This is a genomic window from Empedobacter sp. GD03797, from assembly GCF_029842105.1.
GTDB lineage: Bacteria > Bacteroidota > Bacteroidia > Flavobacteriales > Weeksellaceae > Empedobacter > Empedobacter falsenii_C.
In genome coordinates, this window is sequence record NZ_JAOCFS010000018.1 from 37,345 (window position 1) to 56,766 (window position 19,422).

Genomic DNA, 19,422 nt, shown 5'->3' on the forward strand with positions numbered 1-19,422 from the left:
AAAAAAATCTGCTACACTTTTGTGTAACAGATTTTTCGTGACTCGTCTGAGGCTCGAACTCAGGACCCCGAAATTAAGAGTTTCGTGCTCTACCAACTAAGCTAACGAGCCAAAATTAATAAACACAACAAACAAAATTATCTTGATTTGCTCTGCAAAGTTCTTTCAGACCAGAGGTTTTATCGAATAAAAACAATTGTATTCTTAAATTTAACCTATAAAGCAAAATGATAATCCTACTATCTTATTTTCGGATTGAGTTTTAACTCATTCTATCTTAATCAAAATTCTAAATTTTAACGTCCATATTGTTGGTAATTATCGGTTGCATATTTCTCAAAACGCTTCAATAACGCAATATTATCTTTCTCGATTGGCGACAATTTATCCTCAACATTTGTATACAACGGCACATACCAATCTACATAATCAAAAAATTGTCGTGCGCCACGATTCGCAAACGAATAGCCATGACGCGCATAAATTGTATTGCGAATAATCTCTAAATCTAACTTATGTAGATTTTTCAATTGTTTTTCCGTCAACTTTTGCGTTGATCCATTTATCTTATAAATTTCATCCGAAGCAGCACGTTGCACATCTACAAAATACTCTTCCCCATCTGATTCGTCGTATTTTTTCTTTTTAGAATTCACCCAATCTACATTATCATATTCATCCGCATACTCTTCATCTACACCATATTTTGGCTGAATTAAAATATTTTTAGGATCATAGTTAAACATTGTTTTTTTCAAACTAAATTTTCGAGAAAGTACAGGTAAATCAGTACGTTTCGAAATCCAAGTTCCATAAATTGAATCATCTTTTTCAGAAATATTAAACTTAAAAGTTCCATCATATTTTTGATCGCCAGGTTCATTCGCCATCACATAACGTGAATTTCCTTCTTTCACCAAATCACCTTTAAATGGTCTGATGTTTCCCGCTGAAACACTATAACCTTCAACCGTATTATCATTATTTATTTTCTGAATAACAATACTAATTCGATTTCGAAGCGACCAATTATCACCTTTATCATAATCAACAGAATCTGCTTCAAAAATTCCAGACCAAAGCCCGACATCTTCTTGCGTTGGCTCGATATGAATCGATGAAATCGTGTCATTAGAATCATTATTCTTAACGGCATTTTTTTTGTCATCTTTACAACTAACAACAACAAGTGTAGTGCAAATAAGTAGTGCTAATTTTTTCATATTTTAGATTGTTTAGTTTTATAAATATAATATTCTACAAGCAATAAATTGGGCACAAATCCCAACCACGCAATTATTTGATAAACATCCATCGGTGCGGGATGAAAAAGATAAACCAAAATCACTTTCCAAGCGCGTAACGTAAGCGCAGAAAGAGCCAACGCATAACTACGAAGCATAAAATTTCGGTGAGATTGAATGTTTTTCTGTTTGATTTTAACAACTGCAATTACCGTAAAAATCCACCAAAGAATACCGAGAATCACAAAAGCTGACTGCGCTATTAATTCTCCATTTGCATAAAAACCAATGTAAATTCCGCTCGGCGCAGCCAATAAAACAGTGATATAAAAATAAAATTTACCGAAAAGTCGATGTATTTTTCTGATTTGTTGATTGGTAATTTTAATGAATTGAACAATTCCAAAAAACAATGTAAATATTGCTGAATAAACGTGAATGTAAAAAATGGTTAAATAACTTGGAATTGTTGTCACCTCATCTTGTTTGATGGCTAAAAATGAAACATCCGACGAAATCGGAATATAACGCAACGTGATTTGCAGCATTAATTCGAAGAAATAAAGCCAAACAAGGAAAAGTAGTATTTTCCACCACGAGGTATTTTTTATAGCAGTTGTAAGTTTCAGATTTGGTTGATTTTGAATCTTAAAAGTACAATTTTATTCATTAACCTTCTTCATTTTTATTAGTAAATAAGCTGCTATTTCTTGCTGATTTTACAATTTCATTCAATTCAAAATATAAAATCGTCCATTCCGAAACGTCTTTCATTGCAACAATGAGATTTAGATACGCCCTCAAATCTTTTTCTAATTCTTTACGAAAAGATGATGCGCTTATCGAAGAGTATTTAAAGTAGTATTATGTGTATTGAATGAATAACTTTTGGGATAATAATCCTCACTTTTTAGTAACTATCCAAAAACTTTTTTATTTCATTTTTATCTATAGGAATTGGCGGTTCTTGCCAACCTTCTGCTGGTGCTTTTGTTATACTATCTGGCACAAATAGGAAAGGAATCAGCATTGAATTCTCAGGATTACCTTCTTCAAATACTACAAAATATCGTTTGCCTACAAAAAGGTTATTTGAGGATGACTCGCTTATTCCTGCAACTAATAGGATATTATTGTAATAATATTCATAATGATAGTAATCATCTCCTTTATAATAATTTATTTTAGAAATATTACCTATAGTATATCTAGATTTTTTTAAAATATTTGTAAATGATTTCTGTTTTTCTCTATATATAAAAGCACATACAATAACTACTGCTAATATTCCTAAAAAATATGATTGTGTTTTAGATAGTTTAATTTTCATTCATTAAGATTTTATATAATATATTTAAGTTCTAATGTTGTATAAAGCTATCCTTCGACAAACTCTGGATGACAAGGACAATGTATTATAAACAAAACGCTGTCAAAAATAAAGGTTGACCCGTTGTGCATTTTGATAATTTTAGCAATTAAACCGTCAATTCGAGTGAAATTCTGCAAGAATTTTGTATCGAGAATAAGGTTTTAGAAGATAAAATTCATCTTAATTCTCGATACTATTTTTATTCATTTCATTTCTAAAAATCACTCGAATTGACAAATTTTAATTAAAAATACACAACGGATTAAAGATAAATTTTCAAAACCTAACCCTTTCTTTTATTATTTGACTTGAGCAGCTTCTTGCTTCGCTTTTTCTTCTTCTAACGATTTTTGATATTCACCAAATTCATCATCCGTTTCGTTTAAATCTTCTTTGTGATATTTTCCCACTTCAACCTCAAACGTATCTGCTGGACCAGTAATTTTGATCGGAATTCCAATAATCCCAAACGGAGGCAAACCAAGTCGCATACCAAGATTCATATAACCATCTAATGTCACTTGACCTTCGATTCGTGGACGAAAACCTGCAATTTTAAATTTCGTACGGTTTATTGTAATTACATTATTTTCAATCTTCGTTTTGAACGTCACTTTCTTCACATTCGCATCATGCAACGCGTCTGTCGACGTTTTTTCCGCAACAGAATTGAATACTTTAAATCCTAAAAATTTAATTTCTTCTAACGTAAAATTCCCTCCACCTTTTATGGTTTTCAATTTTGGGAACATATCTGCGCCCAAATCACCTTCGAGCTGATAATCCATCGAAACTTTTCCATGCGCTTTTTCCGCTGCACTTGCCAATTCTCTAAACAACGTAATTTCGTGATAAGCACGCTGAATATCGAAGTTATTGGCTTTTACAGTAAAATTAAATTTCGCTTTTTTCGCATTTGTTGGCACATAATTTCCGTTCATTGTAAATTCAGAACCAATCAAATTAAACTTCGTATTTTGAAGTTCAAGATTCCCTTGTTTCAAACCTAAATCTCCTTCGAAATTTTGCAACGTAATATCTTTAAATAAAACTTCTTTTGCTTGACCTTTTATCGACAATTCTACATTTTTTGGCAACAAAACCACACCTTCTTCCGCAGCAACCGAATTAGTCGCTGTCGATTCGGTATTAAATGCCATAAAATCATCAATATTGACACGATTTGTTTTGAAATTAATAGTTCCTTTTAATGTTTCATTATCTTTTAACGCATAATTGATGTAATTCGAAACATCTCCATCAAATACAAAAACATTCTTTTTATAACGCGCTTTTACATCTTTAAAAGTCAAATGACTTCCTTCAAATCGGAAATCTCCTTGTTTGATAACAAATTTACTTGGAAAGAATTTTGTATTAATATTAATGTTCTGGATTTTCACAAAACCTTTGTTTTGAAAACTCTCCAAAGGCGCTCCATTATTCCCTTTTACACCAAAATTAGTTTCAATCAACCCATCAACATCTAAACCTTCGATTGGAAATAATTTGTAAATATTGGCTAAATTCAATTCACCTTTTGAATGAATTCGATAATCTAAATTATTTAAATTTTTCAGATTTGCATTCACCATAAATGGTTTTCTTGCCAATGTAAATTTGATTGGTAAAACATCTATTGATAAATCGTTAAACGAACCTCTACCTGATTTTATATGCGTTTCTACCGTAATATTTTCTAAAGGCAAATTCGGATATTCGTGTAATTTTATGTAACCATTTTTCAGAATAACGACCGTATTAGAAACTGGAACTTTTTTACGTTTTGGCTCATACGTTCCGTTTGCTTTCATTTTTACAAACAAATCGCCTCGCATATCAATATTCTTTATTGGATAAATTTTGTAGATATCCTCTAAATGAATTTTAGCACCAAAATCTGCATTAATCGGAAAATTATTCAGATTTTTCAATTCTAATCGTCCAATCATATAATTATCCATCGCTTTTGCATCAATTTTATGAACCAATACAGACGTATTTTTGATATTTCCATCTGTATTTTTCATCGTCAAATCCAAATTAATATGATCCAAAGCAGCGGGCATTTCATTCATTTTGAAATAACCATTTTCAAGATTAGCTTTTAGATAAAATGTTGGAATTTTTTGCAAAGGATTTTTTGCATTCTGAACGATAGAACCTTTCCAACTTCCTTCCATATCAAGAATTCCTTTTGCATCAAATTGGTTGAAACCTGTTGCATTTTTCAAAGCTTCCAAATCAATACTCGATTCGATAACTCCTTCCGAAAACATTGTTTTTCCAGCCCAATACGTGAAATTAGTTTTAGTTGTTCCATCTAACAATTTGAAATCAAGATTCTCGACTTTGACACGCATTTTATCAGGATCCAACGCTTGCAAATCAATTGTAGAAACAAGATTTATATTTTTGATTGGAGAAGATGATTTCTTATAATTCATCCATCCATCATCAATTTTTGCATCAATATGAATATCTGGATTCTGATTTGTTGTCGCATTCATAATACCTTTCATCGTAAAAAGAATCGTAGAAGAACCTTTCAATTCCACATCTTTTGCCCATTCTTGGTACGCTTCTGGAATAATCGCAGGAATATATTGCAGATCATTTTTCTCTGATGAAATCGTCAAATCAAAAACTTTGCTTTCATTTGGCATCAACAAAGAACCTTTCAACGAAAAAGGAAATTGACCTAATTCGAGGTTATTTTCAGTAAAATAAAAGGATAAATTATTTAAATCAATTTTCGAATTAATCTTTCCTTTTAAAGGTAAATTCTTAACATATTTCTCTTCATCAAAACTAAAATTGACATTTTTGATATCCGTTTTTGCATTTAATGTTAATTGATTTTCTGTAAAATCTATCAGTCCATCGTAATCAAATTGATCTAATTTTAGATAAGTTTTAGATGATTTATCGTCATATAAAAAGTTAGAATTCGCGATTTTAAAATTATTCAACGCTAATCCTACACTTGAGTCTTCTTCTTTTTCAACCTCATCAGAAGACTGCATAATATCAAAATTATTACGACCTAAACTATCTATTTTCAGATTGATCGTTGCATCTGTAATAAATAATTCATTGAAAATTATTTTATCATCAAACAACGTTTTGACATCTACACCAAGTGCAATTTCTTTCGCAGAGATTAAATTTTCGGTTTGATATGGTGTAGAACCTTTGATTGAAGAATCCGTTAAAGTAACTGTTAGCTTAGGAAAATGATTGAAAAACGAAATATCCAAATCCTTAAATTCAATTTCAGTTTTTACATAATTTTCGGCAACGCTTTTTATACCTTCGTTAATTTGATCCTTAAAAAAATAAGGCGAAACATACAAAACCAATGCAATTCCACCCAAAGAAAATCCAGTAATCTTGACTACTTTCATTAATTTTGAGAGAACTGTTTTTTTCTTCTTCATAATCACTAAAATCGGTTGAACAAAGTAACTGAGAATAGAAGTTAATCGGAAACAATACGATATTTATTTACCGCAACATTTATCATGTTCACCTCAATTATTTTGCATAAAAAAAGCCAAACATTTCTGTTTGGCGTATCGAATTGTGACCTGGCTGGGGCTCGAACCCAGGACCCCAACATTAAAAGTGTTGTGCTCTACCAACTGAGCTACCAGGTCTCCATTTTGGAGTTGTTATTGTTTTTAGACTTCTCAATAACTAGAAGTTTGTGACCTGGCTGGGGCTCGAACCCAGGACCCCAACATTAAAAGTGTTGTGCTCTACCAACTGAGCTACCAGGTCTCCGTTTTGGAGTGTTATTGTTTTTAGACTTCTCAATAACTAGAAGTTTGTGACCTGGCTGGGGCTCGAACCCAGGACCCCAACATTAAAAGTGTTGTGCTCTACCAACTGAGCTACCAGGTCTCCGTTTTTTCGGACTGCAAATATACGATTATATCTGAGTTTACAAAACGAAAGACGTTTTTATTTTTCTTATATAAAAAAGAACGTTTTGACTAAGTGACCTGGCTGGGGCTCGAACCCAGGACCCCAACATTAAAAGTGTTGTGCTCTACCAACTGAGCTACCAGGTCGGTTTCTTAAATCGAGTGCAAATATAGGGCGTTTAATACTAATTTAACAAACGTTTTGTGAAGTTTTTTACAATTTATTAATTAATCATTTCGGTTTTAAGAACTTAAATTTAGATAAATTTTTAGTTTTTTTTTGAAAGATAGAATTTCGAGTAAGAAAACTGAAAAAATAAGCCATAGAAACATCATTTTATACATTTGATAAATGATTTATATACTATATTTGTCAACCAGCAAATCTAAATCTATGTGAACCGAAATTATTTTCGGAACGCTATTTAAAGATTGAAATTTTAGAATGAAGAAGAATATACTATATATTATTATTGCTTTGTTTTCGGTAGTGTCGTGTAAAAAATCTGATAATCCAGAGGCAGACGTACCCGATTCTGAATATGCAAACAATTGTAATCAAGAAACAAAAGATGCACATTTGTCTAATTTTGCATTGAAAGAGTTAAAGGAATTGATAAAAGATCAACCACAGATTATTCATCAAAAATTGAATGATCGTTGTTTCAAAGTTTCTAAACTTGGGAAAAATTTATACATTCAAAATTCTGATCGTTTAGATTCTTTGAAAATCAAAAACAATAATCAAGGAACGATGTTTTTGAATAAAATAACAGCAATACAGGTTTCGCAAGAGATTGTTTACAAATTAACGTATTCTTTTCCGATTAAATTCTTGAATCAATATAGAGCAGAAATCAAAAAAGATGCGCCAAAATCTAAATATCATCATTCAAATTCTATTGTTACCAACGAAGATTATCAGGTAACATATAATGTAGAGCGTTATGATGCAAGACGTTTGGAAAATACGTATTCGTATCAAATTGATACGTTTGATGGATATGCGAGATTAACTATTTTTTATTCAGAAGACTTACCAGTAGACTAATCATGATTATTTCTTTAGTAGGATATATGGGTAGCGGAAAATCGACTACCGGAAAAGATTTAGCCAAAGCACTTGGTTTCGAATTTATCGATCTTGATGATTTTATCGAAAATAAATATCAAGCAAAAATTAGTGAGATTTTTGAAAAAGAAGGCGAATTAGGTTTTCGAAAAAAAGAAAGAGAAGCCTTAAAAGAAGTTTTGACTTCAACAAATATTGTGCTTTCTTTAGGCGGTGGAACTCCTGTTTATTACGATAATATGGATGAGATTGCCAACAATTCAATTTCAATTTTCATGCGTGTGCAATTACCGCAATTGGTCAAACGATTGGAAAATAAAAAAGAAACTCGACCTTTGATTGCTCATCTTTCTGATGAAGAAATGATGGAGTTTATTGCGAAACATTTGTTTGAGCGCAATCAGTTTTATGAAAAGGCAAAATATACAATCAGTATTTCAAACCAAAGTACATTAGAAATTTTGGACGAAATTATGAAACATCTTAAAAAGGAGAAGATTTGGAATTAATCCAAATCTTCTCCTTTTATAATGATACCTTCTGCATCTTCTCCACCTTCTTCTAAATAATCATCCAAATCTCGCCGATCTTTTTTCGTTGGTCGACCTTCACCTCTTTCACGATAATAATCTTGCGAAAGCTTTCGAAGCTCTAAAACTTCATATTCTTCTTTTGGCGTTGTATCCACAATATGCAAGGTTAACAATTTAGCTCCAATTCTATTATTTGGCACTTGCAATACTTTAAAAGATAAATTAATTTGATCTTTTCTCACCTCAATCGCATCACCCGGAATTATATCTCGCGACGCTTTTGCTACATCTCCATTCACTTTTACACGATTCTTTTTTACCGCATCAGCCGCTAAAGATCTCGTTTTATAATATCTAACACTCCAAAGAAATTTATCTAATCTCATTTAAAACTGAATATTTGTTAGGTTAAACTAATATTTTTTCTAAATTCGCAATATAAATCGAAATAACATGATAAAGAAATTCTTCGTTACTTTAATTGCATGTTCTGCTGTTTTAGTAGGATGTAATAATGATGATGATAACGGTGTAAGTAAAGAAACTAAAATTCCAGTTGAAGAACGTAATGCATTAGATGATGAGGCTATTCAACAATACATGGAAGATTTCTATTTCAATCCTAAAAATGGAAAACTTACAAAGTTTGATGACGTAAAAGATAATGAGGACGATAAATATCCTTCTTTAAAATCTTTAGCAAAACAAGATAACTTAGGAATTTGGTATGCCGAAAACCCTAATCATAAAGGAACTGGAGAAACTATTCTTTCTAATGATAGTACATCTATTTATATTTCTTATAATATTGGAACTTTTTTAGCGACTAATAGTACAGATTATAAAAGAAAATATGGATCTATATCTACAGGAGGAACGCCAAATTCTGGTGATGGATCGGCTGTGAAAGATCCTAGTTTTTATTATTTTATCCCAACTGAAACAGAAGCTAAAAATGGAGTAAAAAGAGAACATTTAGAATTAAAGAATTTTATAGAAGGATTAAAACATTTCAAAACAACAAACCGTTCTACAAATGACTTATACAACTTTCAAGGTGTAATTATATTACCTTCTCGTTTAGCTTACGGTAGAAACAAAGTATATTCTTCGGGCATAGGAATTTCTGACCAATTAAGCGCATATAGAGACATAAGTTATATTTTCAATTTCGAATTACCTAAAATCGAAAAAAGAACAACAGAATAATTATCTTCAAAATAAGATAATCTTACAAAAACCATCTGTATTGATGGTTTTTTTTTATCTTTAAATTTCAAAATGTATTAGAATTAAACCTAAAAAATGAGTATAATAAAATCTATTATCGATAACGATTTCTATAAATTCACCATGCAATTTGGCGTTACAAAATTGTATCCAGATGTAATGGCGCGCTATAAATTCATTAACCGTGGTGAACATCAATTTCCTGAAGGTTTTGCGGAAGAACTGCAAAAAGAAATCAATGCAATGGCTTCGCTTTCTTTAACCAAAGACGAAAAAAATTTTTTCACAATAAATTGCCCTTATTTAAGTCCTGCTTATTTAGATTTTTTGCAAGGTTATCGCTATGATCCAAATGAAGTAAAAATCACTCAAAACGGTACTGATGTAGAAGTTCACGTAGAAGGATATTGGTATCGTACTATTTTATGGGAAGTTCCAATCTTGTGTTTGATTAGTGAAATTTTCTATAAATTAACAAATGCGCAACGCATTTCTAACGAAGAAATCACAAAACGTACAAGCGATAAAGTTGATTTATACAATCGTCTTGGCGTTACAGTTGCGGAATTTGGTACCCGTCGTCGTCACAGTTACGAAGTTCATGATGTGGTAATGAAAGAATTAACAAACCATAAAGGAAAAAGCTTTGTTGGAACTTCGAATGTTCACTTTGCGCATAAATATGGTGTAAAACCAATTGGAACACACGCTCACGAATGGTTTATGTTTCATGGTGCACGTTACGGATTCAAAATTGCGAATTCAATCAGTTTAGATCGTTGGGTAAAAGTTTATTATGGTGATTTAGGAATTGCTTTGACTGACACTTATACGTCGGATGTTTTCTTTGGACAATTTGATAAAAAATTATCTAAATTATTTGATGGTGTTCGTCATGATTCTGGAGATCCAATTGAATTTGGAGAAAAAACAATTGCGCATTACGAAAAAATGGGCATCAATCCTTTATTCAAAACGATTATTTTCTCGGATGGATTAAATTCAGAAAAAGTGGAAATGATTACAAAAGCTTTCAAAGGAAGAATTGGATTATCATTTGGAATTGGAACCAACTTAACAAACGACACTGATTTAAAACCAATGAATATTGTAATGAAATTAACCGAAATTTCTTCGATAGATATAAAATGGACTGGTGTTGTAAAACTTTCGGACGAAAAAAATAAACACACAGGAACTCCACGTATGATTGCTCTTGCAAAAGAAATGTTAGATTTAGATGATATTCCATCGCATGATGCGCCAGAAAATGATTAAGAATTTTCTTTTAAAATAAAAAATGGAACTCAATATTGAGTTCCATTTTTGTTATCATTTAATATAATGAAAGATTATTTATTCATTAAATCTTCGATTTCTTCTGCTTCTAACGGAATATTTTGCATCAAGTTGAAAGGCTTTCCTTCTTTTTGAATTACATAATCATCTTCCAAACGAATTCCAAACCCTTCTGCAGGAATATAGAATCCTGGCTCGTTTGTGAAAACCATTCCAGCCACAAAATCATCAGTCAATAAACCATAATCATGTGTATCTAATCCCATGTGATGAGACGTTCCGTGCATCATGTATTTTTTGTAAGCTGGCCAAGCTGGGTCTTCGTCTTGTACATCTGCTTTATCCAACAAACCTAAACCTAACAATTCAGAAGTATAAACTTTCCCTAATTCTTCGTGGTATTTGTACCAATTATTTCCAGGAACTAACATCGTTTCTGCTTCTTTTTTACAACGTAAAACCGCATCATATACTTCTCGTTGACGTTTTGTATATTTTCCATTAACTGGAATTGTACGTGACATATCTGATGAATAATTTGCATATTCAGCTGCAACATCAAACAAAATCAAATCACCATCTTTACATTCTTGATTATTTTGAATATAATGCAACACATTTGCATTATTTCCAGACGCAATAATTGGCGTGTATGCAAAACCTTTCGAACGATTACGTAAAAACTCGTGAACAAACTCAGCTTCGATTTCGAATTCCCAAACACCAGGTTTTACGAAATTTAAAATACGACGAAAACCTTTTTCGGTAATATCACACGCCTGTTGAATCAATTGAATTTCTTCTGGTTCTTTTACAGAACGTAAACGTTGCAAAATAGGATTTGAACGTAAATAAGTATGTCCAGGATAATCTGCTTTCAATTGTTTTACAAAACGATCTTCGCGCGTTTCTACTTGTGGCGCTTCCGTTACACGATAATGTTCGTTTTTGTTCACATAAACATTATCTGCTTCTACCATCAATTTGCGCAAAACATTTGGTAAATCATGTAACCAAAGTACAGTTTTGATTCCAGAAACTTCTGTTGCTTGCGCTTTTGATAATTTTTCTCCTTCCCAAACTGCAATATGATCATTTGTTTCGCGAACAAATAATACTTCTTTATATTTTGGATCGTAAGCATCAGGGAAAATCAATAAAATAGATTCTTCTTGATCAACGCCAGATAAATAAAAAATATCACGATGTTGTGCAAATGGTAACGTAGAATCTGAAGAAATTGGATAAATATCGTTAGAATTGAAAATAGCAAGTGAACGAGGTTTCATTGCTTTTACAAATTTCGCTCTATTCTTTACGAATAATTCGCTTGGAATAGGATTGTATTTTGTTGTCATAAAATTTTACATTAATTATTATGACCAAATTTAAGAAGATGTTTTTAGAAAAAAAAGGAAAACCCTCGCAGAAACGAGGGTTTTAACCTTAACCAACCTAAACCTATGAAAAAGCCATTAGCCTTTTATGTTGACAAATGTAAGCTACTTTTTTTAAACTGCAATTTTTTTTTTAAAAAAAGTCAATATTTTTTTAACGTCAATATGATAAAACGATAATATTCAACAAATAAGCTATCTATAAAAATTCAATAATTATTCATTTGCGATATTCAAATAATTATTCTTATATTTGCACCTCGAATTTTAGTATAAATAATAACTTAAAAGAAGTTAAAAATGACACATTACGAAACTGTTTTCATTTTGACTCCCGTTCTATCTGATTCTCAGGTAGAGGAAGCAGTTAATAAATTCAATGACTTTGTTACTGCTAACGGTGGTGAAATCGTAGCAAAAGAGAACTGGGGCTTAAAAAAATTAGCTTACCCAATTCAAAACAAAAGAAATGGATTCTACCACTTAGTAGAATTTAAATCAGACAATAACGAGTTAGTTTCTCAATTAGAAGTTGCTTACAAACGTGATGAGCGTGTAATCCGTTTCTTAACTGTGAAATTAGACAAACACGGTATGGACTGGGCAGAAAAACGTAGAACAAAATTAAAGTCTAACTCTAACAAATAAGCAAAGCTATGGCAATTGACGATTTAGCAAAAAAAGCAGCTGGAGGTAGCGAATCAGAAATCCGTTATTTATCTCCTTTAGATATCGAAACACAATCAAACTCAAAATATTGTCGTTTCAAAAAATTTGGAATCAAATACGTTGACTATAAAGACGCTGATTTCTTAATTCAATTCGTGAATGAGCAAGGTAAAATTTTACCTCGTCGTTACACAGGAACATCTTTAAAATACCAAAGAAAAGTTTCTAAAGCGATCAAAAGAGCTCGTCACTTAGCATTAATGCCATTTATTGGTGATCAATTAAAATAATAACCTAAATATTAAAATATCATGAACGTAATTTTAAGACAAGATGTAGAAGGTTTAGGTTTTGAATTTGAAGTTGTTTCAGTAAAACCTGGATACGCACGTAACTTCTTAATCCCTCGTGGATTAGCATCAGTTGCAACTCCAAAAAATGTACAAGAATTAAATGAAGTTTTAGACGCTCGTAAAGCAGAAGAAGCTACATTAATCTCTGCAGCGAAAGAAAAAGCGGCTAAATTAGATGGTTTAGTTGTTAAAATCGACGCTAAAGTTGGTTCTGGAGACAAATTATTTGGATCTATCAACAATGCAGATTTAGCAGAAGCTTTAGTAAAAGCTGGTGTTGAAATCGAGAAGAAAAACATTAGAATCCCTGGAAATACTATCAAACGTTTAGGAAAATACGAAGCTAAAGTTCGTTTCCACAGAGATGTTGAAGTAGATTTCGGATTTGAAATTGTACCAGATGCTGCATCTATCAAAGCTGCTGAAGAAGCTGCTAAAACTAGAGCAGAATTAGCTAAATTAGATGCTCAAAAAGCAGCTAATGCTACTAAAGAAGAAGGTTCTTTCTTCAACTATGATAACCCAATTTACGCTAACGACAAGAAAGCGAAAAAAGAGGAAGTATCTGAAGAAGTTGCTACAGAAGAAACTCCATCTACAGAAGAATAATTATTATTCAACTATATATAAAAAAACCTCGCAGTTTGCGAGGTTTTTTTATGCTTTTATTTTAGATAATCTAACGTATTTACTTCTTTAAACTTTGGCGAACGTCGTAAGAAATCTTTAAAGAAAGCCGTATGTGTAGCTCCCATTAATACAAAAATACGATCGTCTTTTGTTATTGGCACATTGTTCATATTCGCAAACATCCACAAATTTCTTTCATAAAACTTTGCTGCTTGTTCCGCTCCCAATGGATAACCATTTACTGAAACAGTCGTTAATAAATCTGCATTATAGTTAATCAATGCATCCAAATAATCAGGTTGATTATTCAACCAAAACAATTCTGCAACATTCATTTTATCTTCATTAATCTTATTCTTTTTCTCATTCAGAGAAAACAACTCACCATATTTTTTATATGTTATGGTATCTTGTTGATCTTTTAATGCAAAAGAAAGCGGATAATAATAATCTTTCTGATAATCAATTCCATAAATCTGTTTCGTTCCGCTTAATCGCCCAACTTCATAAGCCAATAACTCAATCTCGGTAGGTTTTTCAAATTTCATTTTTGGATTCTTTAAATAATCTGAATAAGCCGCAGCAATTCTCTTATTCTTATACGGCTCTTGTTCAACCAAAATAATTGTTGGTTTAAACTCCGCAATTTTCTTTGCTAATTCATGTACTTGTCGAATATTCTCTTTGTTATGTTCGTCAAACTCTGTCGAATTAGCATCTGTTGTATAACCCATGTGAAAAGTCCCAACATTGAGAACAGGAATAGCATCATCAAATTTTGTTTGAAAATTATATTTTGCCTGAGCAGATAAATTAACAGAACCTAAAACGGTAATGATTGTGATAAATAAGTTTTTCATTTGAATTAATTTTTAATAATGATTCAAATTTCTGTGATTCTGAAAAAATTGACTTCTATTTATCGACTAACCCATTTGATTTATCGACGAATCACTTCACTTTTATCTAGAAAAGAATCTAATTTTACAAAAAACAAAAACAATGGAGAGTGATAAAAAAAATTTAAGTTTCTCGAAACAAAAAATTGCATTAATCCTTATTTTTTTCTGGATTGTTTACATTCTATTTGATTATGTAACAACTGCCTTAATTAGATTTAGTTACGGAAAACCTTTTTTTAGCTCAATTAAATTGTTTGGAACAACGATGTATATCATCCAATTAATTACGATTTTCATTGTTTATTTCATCATCGCTCCAAAATTCCTCAAAAAAATAAATTGGAAATCAATTCTAATTGCGCTCGTCTTTTCTTTTAGTACATTTATAATCATTCGATATTTAATCGAACAAATTATTACTGATTATCTTTTTGGCTTGGTTAATTATCCAACGAAAACCGCAATTAGTTATTATATCTACGACAATTTACATTATGGTTCTTTTATCGTTTTTTCGTCACTTTTTTTATGGATGACACTTCATTCAATTCATACACTAAAACAAAATAACATTATCGAGAAAGAGAAAAAAGAAGCTGAAATCAATTTTCTGAAATCTCAAATTAATCCTCATTTTTTATTTAATACCCTTAATAATATCTATAGTTTGGTGAGTGTAAATTCTCCTCATTCGCTGAAAGCTATCGAAAATTTGAGTGCAATTATGCGTTTCACAACCTACGAAACCAATAAAGATAAAATAGAAATTGAACGAGAAATTGATTACATCAACCAATATTTAGATTTGGAGCAGATTCGTTATGGAGAAAAATTTTATGTTGAAAAAGAATTTTTGATCGAAAATTCAAAAAAATTAATTCATCCCTATATTATTTCGCCTTTAATCGAAAATGCAATAAAACATGGAGTTGTAAAAGACATTAATCATCCAATTAAAATCAATTTAAAAACCAATTCTGAATACCTTGAGATTTCCGTTTCAAATAAAATTAACCAACATCAAAAAGATGAAACTTCTGGAATTGGATTAACAAATTTGAAAAAAAGATTGAATTATTATTTCGGAAATAATTATAATTTCGAGATTAAAAACGATTATGAAACCTTTCATATTTACCTAAAAATTCCTTTAAATGACGAAAATTAAGTGTATTATTTTAGACGATGAACCTTTGGCTGTTGAATTATTAAAAAAACACGCTTCTGAAAATGAAAATTTAATTGTTTCACTTGCTACAACCGAAGTTTTTGAAGCAATTGATTTTCTCAAAAATAATAAAGTTGATCTTATTTTCACAGATATTCAAATGCCCGAATTAACAGGAATTCAATTGATGAAAATCCTTGATCATTCTCAGAAATTTATTGTTACAACTGCTTATCAAGATTATGCTTTAGAAAGTTTTAATTTTCATGTGGTTGATTATTTATTGAAACCTATTACGAAAGATCGTTTTGATTCATCAGTAAAAAAGTATGTTGATTTTTTTCAAATGACATCAACTAAAAATCAGTCAACTTATTTGTTTGTAAAAGCAGATGGAAAGCAAGTGAAAATTAATTTTTCGGACTTAATATACATTGAAGGTTTGAAAGATTATATTCGAATTCATACCAAAACTGAAAAAATATTAGTCTTAGAAACCATGAAATCTTTCGAAGAAAAATTACCAAATCATTTCAAAAGAATTCATCGTTCGTATATCATCAATCTTGATTTTTTAACTTCAATAGATGGTAATTCTGTTTATCTCAATCAGAAAATTTTACCAATTGGAGAAACATACAGAAAAGAAATGAAGGATTTTGGTTAAATGCGTTATGCGTTGATTTTGGTTAAATGCGTTATGCGTTATGCGTTATGCGTTATGCGTTATGCAAAACAAAAAACTCCAACTTTAAAAGTTGGAGTTTTTTGTTTTTTATATATTTCTTGTTCGTTGTATCAGCAACATATCAGCCAAAACCATCGCAGCTAAACTTTCTACAATAGGAACGGCTCTTGGAACAACACAAGGATCGTGACGACCTTTTCCATGCATTTCTACCATTTCGCCATCAGCATTCAATGTCGTTTGTTCTTGCATTAATGTCGCAACTGGCTTGAAAGCAACTTTGAAATAAATATTCATTCCATTCGAAACTCCACCTTGTATTCCTCCAGAATAATTGGTCTTTGTTGTTCCGTCTTGATTGAATTGATCATTCATTTCTGAACCTTTCATTGATGTAGAAGCAAAACCTTCGCCGTATTCAAAACCTTTCACCGCATTTATCGACATCATTGCTTGCCCTAAACGCGCGTGCAATTTATCAAAAATTGGTTCACCTAAACCAACTGGCACATTTTGAATAACGCAAGTCACTTCACCTCCAATTGTATCTCCTTCTTTGCGAATTTCTTTGATACGATCAATCATTTTTTCTGCCATTTCTAGATCTGGACAACGTACTGCCGTATCTTCAATTTTAGAAAAATCTAATGTAGAATAATCATTATCCAACTTCAACTCACCCACTCCGCTTACATAAGCCGTAATAGTGATATTTGGAATCACATGTTTTGCAACAGCGCCACCTACAACCCAATTCGCCGTTTCGCGCGCAGAAGTTCTTCCTCCACCTTTATGATCGCGAACACCATATTTGGTTTCGTATGTAAAATCGGCATGAGAAGGACGAAAAACGCCTTTGATATGATCGTAATCGTGAGATTTTTGATTATCATTCGGAATAATAAACCCGATAGAAGCACCTGTTGTTTTTCCTTCAAAAATACCTGAAAGAAATTGTACTGTATCTGGTTCTTTTCGTTGTGTCACAATTGCAGATTGCCCTGGCTTACGACGATCTAATTGTGCTTGTATCCAATCAAAATCTAATTCGATTCCACTTGGAACGCCATCAATTACACCTCCAATCGCTACACCATGACTTTCGCCAAAAGTTGAAATTTTAAATAGTCTTCCGAATGTATTCACAATAGTATATGAGTTTTTGTTTTTATTTTTCGAATTGATAAATCACTGCATTAACATTCATTGTAGCTCCAACAGAAGCTAAAATAATTTTATCATTTGCGTGAAATTGATGAGGAGCTAATTCTCCTTTTTTGATTAAATCAAACATTGTAGGAACCGTTGCTACAGATGTATTTCCTAAGAATTGAACCGTCATTGGATCAATTTTTTCTGGAACAGCCACACCATATAATTTGTATAAACGCTCTATCATCGCATGATCCATTTTTGCATTTGCTTGGTGCAATAAAATTTTATCAATATCAGTAATTGATAAATTTGTTTCGTCTAACAATTCTTTTATTGCTGGTGGAACATTTTTTAATACGAATTCGTAAACTTTACGACCTTTCATATTAATTGTTTTGATTGAACCTTTATAGTCTGGATTAGCAGAACGTCCATTTGTCAAATAAGCCAATTCATCACCTGTATAACTTAAAGTTTCATGATTGATGATTCCATATTTATAGTCAGCTTCTTTTGCTTCCAAAACCACTGCTCCTGCTCCATCTGCAAAAATCATCGCAGAACGATCATGTGGATCTACAGCACGAGATAACGTATCAGAACCAATTACCAAAACTTTCTTTGCAATATTTGCTTGAATAAATTGATGTCCTAAAATCAATGATTCTATCCAACCAGGACAACCAAATGTCATATCATAAGGCTTACATTTTAGGTTTTTGATTCCTAAATTGTGTTTCACTTTTGCCGAAATTGACGGCATAATATCAATTTGATGACCAACAGGATCAATATCTCCAAAGTTGTGCCCAACGATTATATAATCTAATTCTTCTGGATTAACGCCAGATTCTTCAATTGCTTTTTTAGCTGCAAAAGTTGCGATATCAGAATTTAATAAATCATCTTCTACATATCTTCTTTCTCTGATTTCTGTAATTTCCTCAAATTTACGCGTAATTTCTTCACCAGTTTTATCCAAACGATTTCCACTTTCGTCATAAAATTCGTGGTTAACAAAATCTTCGTTCGTAACAATTCTATTTGGTAAATAGTGTCCAGAACCTGTAATTACAGAGTTTATCATATTAATATTGTTCAATTTTAATAAAAAAATAATAGCGACAAAGTTACACATTTCATTAAAATAGTCATGAAAAATATGTAATAACTCATACCGAAATTAATAAAGTATAATTAATTTAGCAGCATGAAAAAAAATCCTTCATTAATTGGTCTTTTAATCGTCTGTGGATTAGCTGCTTTGATCGTTGTTATTTATAACACTTTTTTGAGCAAAAAAGATGGGTATGTGATTGACAATCCATCAAACAAAACCTTGACAATCAAAATTAACGATAAAGATTTTACAATTGCACCGCAACAAAATGCACGAGTAGACCTGAAAAAAGGAAAAGCGCATATCGTTTATAGTTTTAATAATAAAAATGTAGATACGGTTGTAGATATTACAAGAGCAAATGGTTTTATAAATCCTACACACCAAGAATATTATACATTTACACGACCTTATGGTGTTAGAAAAAACAAAGATTCTATCTTTTTATCAAACAACATTGCAATAGATAACAAGGTTTATCACGGAATTATCGAAAAATCTTCTCAATTATACATCGAAAACTTTTACTATAACATTGATCAGGATTATCCTAAAATGTTCATAAAAAGTGGCGGAAGCGAGAAAGCAACTGATTTATCGAAAATATTTAACAAAGAAGATTTTAAACAATTTTATTTCGAGAATTACGAATAAGATTTAG

18 protein-coding genes, 5 tRNA genes and 1 pseudogene are annotated in these 19,422 nt (G+C 31.3%); 10 read left to right on the plus strand and 14 right to left on the minus strand.

Annotated elements, in window-relative coordinates; translation table 11 throughout:
* Positions 1–38 precede the first annotated feature (38 nt).
* The 9 genes from N5D90_RS11710 to N5D90_RS11750 all read right to left on the minus strand — a co-directional run bounded on the left by N5D90_RS11710 (position 39) and on the right by N5D90_RS11750 (position 6,692).
* A tRNA-Lys gene (locus N5D90_RS11710) sits at positions 39–111 on the minus strand.
* A gap of 185 nt (positions 112–296) precedes the next feature.
* Positions 297–1,223 carry a YARHG domain-containing protein gene (locus tag N5D90_RS11715; RefSeq protein ID WP_280062548.1) on the minus strand — a complete coding sequence of 309 codons (927 nt, stop codon included), beginning with the start codon at positions 1,221–1,223 and terminating at the stop codon, positions 297–299.
* Positions 1,220–1,792, minus strand: a complete 573-nt coding sequence (locus N5D90_RS11720) for a DUF2306 domain-containing protein (protein ID WP_280062551.1) — start codon at positions 1,790–1,792, stop codon at positions 1,220–1,222. The genes N5D90_RS11715 and N5D90_RS11720 overlap by 4 nt, the downstream gene beginning before the upstream one ends.
* Positions 1,793–2,154: 362 nt before the next feature.
* Positions 2,155–2,574: a hypothetical protein gene (locus N5D90_RS11725; protein WP_280051045.1), complete on the minus strand. Its 420-nt coding sequence runs from the start codon at positions 2,572–2,574 to the stop codon at positions 2,155–2,157.
* Positions 2,575–2,915: 341 nt separating this feature from the next.
* Entirely contained in the window at positions 2,916–6,023 is a 3,108-nt protein-coding gene (locus tag N5D90_RS11730) for an AsmA-like C-terminal region-containing protein (RefSeq protein ID WP_280062553.1), read from the minus strand.
* Between the two features lie 179 nt (positions 6,024–6,202).
* Positions 6,203–6,275: transfer RNA gene (locus tag N5D90_RS11735), tRNA-Lys, on the minus strand.
* Between the two features lie 51 nt (positions 6,276–6,326).
* Positions 6,327–6,399 (minus strand) — tRNA-Lys (locus N5D90_RS11740).
* Positions 6,400–6,449: 50 nt separating this feature from the next.
* Positions 6,450–6,522, minus strand: a tRNA-Lys gene (locus tag N5D90_RS11745).
* Positions 6,523–6,619: 97 nt separating this feature from the next.
* Positions 6,620–6,692 (minus strand) — tRNA-Lys (locus N5D90_RS11750).
* 298 nt (positions 6,693–6,990) lie between these two features.
* Here N5D90_RS11750 and N5D90_RS11755 point away from each other — a divergent pair.
* Positions 6,991–7,596 (plus strand): hypothetical protein, encoded by a 606-nt coding sequence (locus N5D90_RS11755; RefSeq protein WP_280050413.1) that lies wholly within the window; start codon positions 6,991–6,993, stop codon positions 7,594–7,596.
* Between the two features lie 2 nt (positions 7,597–7,598).
* Positions 7,599–8,126: a shikimate kinase gene (locus N5D90_RS11760; protein ID WP_280062554.1), complete on the plus strand. Its 528-nt coding sequence runs from the start codon at positions 7,599–7,601 to the stop codon at positions 8,124–8,126.
* Here N5D90_RS11760 and N5D90_RS11765 read toward each other — a convergent pair.
* Entirely contained in the window at positions 8,123–8,536 is a 414-nt protein-coding gene (locus N5D90_RS11765; protein ID WP_115001391.1) for an RNA-binding S4 domain-containing protein, read from the minus strand. The genes N5D90_RS11760 and N5D90_RS11765 overlap by 4 nt on opposite strands.
* A 67-nt stretch (positions 8,537–8,603) precedes the next feature.
* On the opposite strand from N5D90_RS11765, the gene N5D90_RS11770 reads away from it, so the two are divergent.
* Together N5D90_RS11770 and pncB are read left to right on the plus strand one after the other, a co-directional pair.
* The gene (locus N5D90_RS11770) at positions 8,604–9,359 is read left to right on the plus strand and encodes a hypothetical protein (protein WP_280062555.1); all 756 of its coding nucleotides are present in this window, start codon (positions 8,604–8,606) and stop codon (positions 9,357–9,359) included.
* Between the two features lie 96 nt (positions 9,360–9,455).
* The gene (gene pncB, locus N5D90_RS11775) at positions 9,456–10,658 is read left to right on the plus strand and encodes a nicotinate phosphoribosyltransferase (protein WP_280062556.1); all 1,203 of its coding nucleotides are present in this window, start codon (positions 9,456–9,458) and stop codon (positions 10,656–10,658) included.
* 74 nt (positions 10,659–10,732) lie between these two features.
* On the opposite strand, the gene N5D90_RS11780 is transcribed toward pncB, so the two are convergent.
* Positions 10,733–12,037: an aminopeptidase P family protein gene (locus N5D90_RS11780; protein WP_280062557.1), complete on the minus strand. Its 1,305-nt coding sequence runs from the start codon at positions 12,035–12,037 to the stop codon at positions 10,733–10,735.
* 339 nt (positions 12,038–12,376) lie between these two features.
* Between N5D90_RS11780 and rpsF the strand changes: the two genes are divergently transcribed.
* The 3 genes and pseudogenes from rpsF to rplI form a co-directional block, all read left to right on the plus strand.
* On the plus strand, positions 12,377–12,724 hold the full coding sequence (gene rpsF, locus N5D90_RS11785; RefSeq protein WP_038334492.1) for a 30S ribosomal protein S6: 348 nt from the start codon (positions 12,377–12,379) through the stop codon (positions 12,722–12,724).
* Positions 12,725–12,732: 8 nt separating this feature from the next.
* Entirely contained in the window at positions 12,733–13,035 is a 303-nt protein-coding gene (rpsR, locus tag N5D90_RS11790) for a 30S ribosomal protein S18 (protein ID WP_019976570.1), read from the plus strand.
* 21 nt (positions 13,036–13,056) lie between these two features.
* Positions 13,057–13,554: pseudogene (rplI, locus tag N5D90_RS11795) on the plus strand (50S ribosomal protein L9); the annotation flags it as partial.
* Between the two features lie 209 nt (positions 13,555–13,763).
* Here the strand turns inward: rplI and N5D90_RS11800 are convergent.
* Positions 13,764–14,588, minus strand: coding sequence for a DUF5694 domain-containing protein (locus tag N5D90_RS11800; protein WP_280062558.1), 825 nt, complete (start codon positions 14,586–14,588; stop codon positions 13,764–13,766).
* 142 nt (positions 14,589–14,730) lie between these two features.
* On the opposite strand from N5D90_RS11800, the gene N5D90_RS11805 reads away from it, so the two are divergent.
* The gene (locus N5D90_RS11805; RefSeq protein ID WP_280062559.1) at positions 14,731–15,798 is read left to right on the plus strand and encodes a sensor histidine kinase; all 1,068 of its coding nucleotides are present in this window, start codon (positions 14,731–14,733) and stop codon (positions 15,796–15,798) included.
* The gene (locus N5D90_RS11810; RefSeq protein ID WP_280062560.1) at positions 15,785–16,465 is read left to right on the plus strand and encodes a LytTR family DNA-binding domain-containing protein; all 681 of its coding nucleotides are present in this window, start codon (positions 15,785–15,787) and stop codon (positions 16,463–16,465) included. Before N5D90_RS11805 ends, N5D90_RS11810 begins: the two co-directional genes overlap by 14 nt.
* Before the next feature lie 108 nt (positions 16,466–16,573).
* Here the strand turns inward: N5D90_RS11810 and aroC are convergent, their stop codons facing one another.
* Positions 16,574–17,632, minus strand: a complete 1,059-nt coding sequence (aroC, locus tag N5D90_RS11815) for a chorismate synthase (protein ID WP_280062561.1) — start codon at positions 17,630–17,632, stop codon at positions 16,574–16,576.
* A 22-nt stretch (positions 17,633–17,654) separates the two neighbouring features.
* Positions 17,655–18,728, minus strand: a complete 1,074-nt coding sequence (locus N5D90_RS11820; protein ID WP_038334667.1) for a 3-oxoacyl-ACP synthase III family protein — start codon at positions 18,726–18,728, stop codon at positions 17,655–17,657.
* A 123-nt stretch (positions 18,729–18,851) separates the two neighbouring features.
* Here N5D90_RS11820 and N5D90_RS11825 point away from each other — a divergent pair, with 123 nt between their 5' ends.
* Positions 18,852–19,415 (plus strand): hypothetical protein, encoded by a 564-nt coding sequence (locus tag N5D90_RS11825; protein ID WP_115001408.1) that lies wholly within the window; start codon positions 18,852–18,854, stop codon positions 19,413–19,415.
* Positions 19,416–19,422 lie beyond the last annotated feature (7 nt).

What these genes read in the sequence shown, in the direction of transcription:
- N5D90_RS11805 (WP_280062559.1), top strand. Translation starts at nt 14,731, where the DNA reads ATGGAGAGTGATAAAAAAAATTTAAGTTTCTCGAAACAAAAAATTGCA.
- N5D90_RS11760 (WP_280062554.1), top strand. Translation starts at nt 7,599, where the DNA reads ATGATTATTTCTTTAGTAGGATATATGGGTAGCGGAAAATCGACTACC.
- N5D90_RS11780 (WP_280062557.1), bottom strand. Translation starts at nt 12,037, where the DNA reads ATGACAACAAAATACAATCCTATTCCAAGCGAATTATTCGTAAAGAAT.
- N5D90_RS11755 (WP_280050413.1), top strand. Translation starts at nt 6,991, where the DNA reads ATGAAGAAGAATATACTATATATTATTATTGCTTTGTTTTCGGTAGTG.
- rpsR (WP_019976570.1), top strand. Translation starts at nt 12,733, where the DNA reads ATGGCAATTGACGATTTAGCAAAAAAAGCAGCTGGAGGTAGCGAATCA.
- N5D90_RS11765 (WP_115001391.1), bottom strand. Translation starts at nt 8,536, where the DNA reads ATGAGATTAGATAAATTTCTTTGGAGTGTTAGATATTATAAAACGAGA.
- N5D90_RS11720 (WP_280062551.1), bottom strand. Translation starts at nt 1,792, where the DNA reads ATGCTGCAAATCACGTTGCGTTATATTCCGATTTCGTCGGATGTTTCA.
- N5D90_RS11770 (WP_280062555.1), top strand. Translation starts at nt 8,604, where the DNA reads ATGATAAAGAAATTCTTCGTTACTTTAATTGCATGTTCTGCTGTTTTA.
- N5D90_RS11730 (WP_280062553.1), bottom strand. Translation starts at nt 6,023, where the DNA reads ATGAAAGTAGTCAAGATTACTGGATTTTCTTTGGGTGGAATTGCATTG.
- pncB (WP_280062556.1), top strand. Translation starts at nt 9,456, where the DNA reads ATGAGTATAATAAAATCTATTATCGATAACGATTTCTATAAATTCACC.
- N5D90_RS11820 (WP_038334667.1), bottom strand. Translation starts at nt 18,728, where the DNA reads ATGATAAACTCTGTAATTACAGGTTCTGGACACTATTTACCAAATAGA.
- rpsF (WP_038334492.1), top strand. Translation starts at nt 12,377, where the DNA reads ATGACACATTACGAAACTGTTTTCATTTTGACTCCCGTTCTATCTGAT.
- N5D90_RS11810 (WP_280062560.1), top strand. Translation starts at nt 15,785, where the DNA reads ATGACGAAAATTAAGTGTATTATTTTAGACGATGAACCTTTGGCTGTT.
- N5D90_RS11800 (WP_280062558.1), bottom strand. Translation starts at nt 14,588, where the DNA reads ATGAAAAACTTATTTATCACAATCATTACCGTTTTAGGTTCTGTTAAT.
- N5D90_RS11825 (WP_115001408.1), top strand. Translation starts at nt 18,852, where the DNA reads ATGAAAAAAAATCCTTCATTAATTGGTCTTTTAATCGTCTGTGGATTA.
- N5D90_RS11725 (WP_280051045.1), bottom strand. Translation starts at nt 2,574, where the DNA reads ATGAAAATTAAACTATCTAAAACACAATCATATTTTTTAGGAATATTA.
- N5D90_RS11715 (WP_280062548.1), bottom strand. Translation starts at nt 1,223, where the DNA reads ATGAAAAAATTAGCACTACTTATTTGCACTACACTTGTTGTTGTTAGT.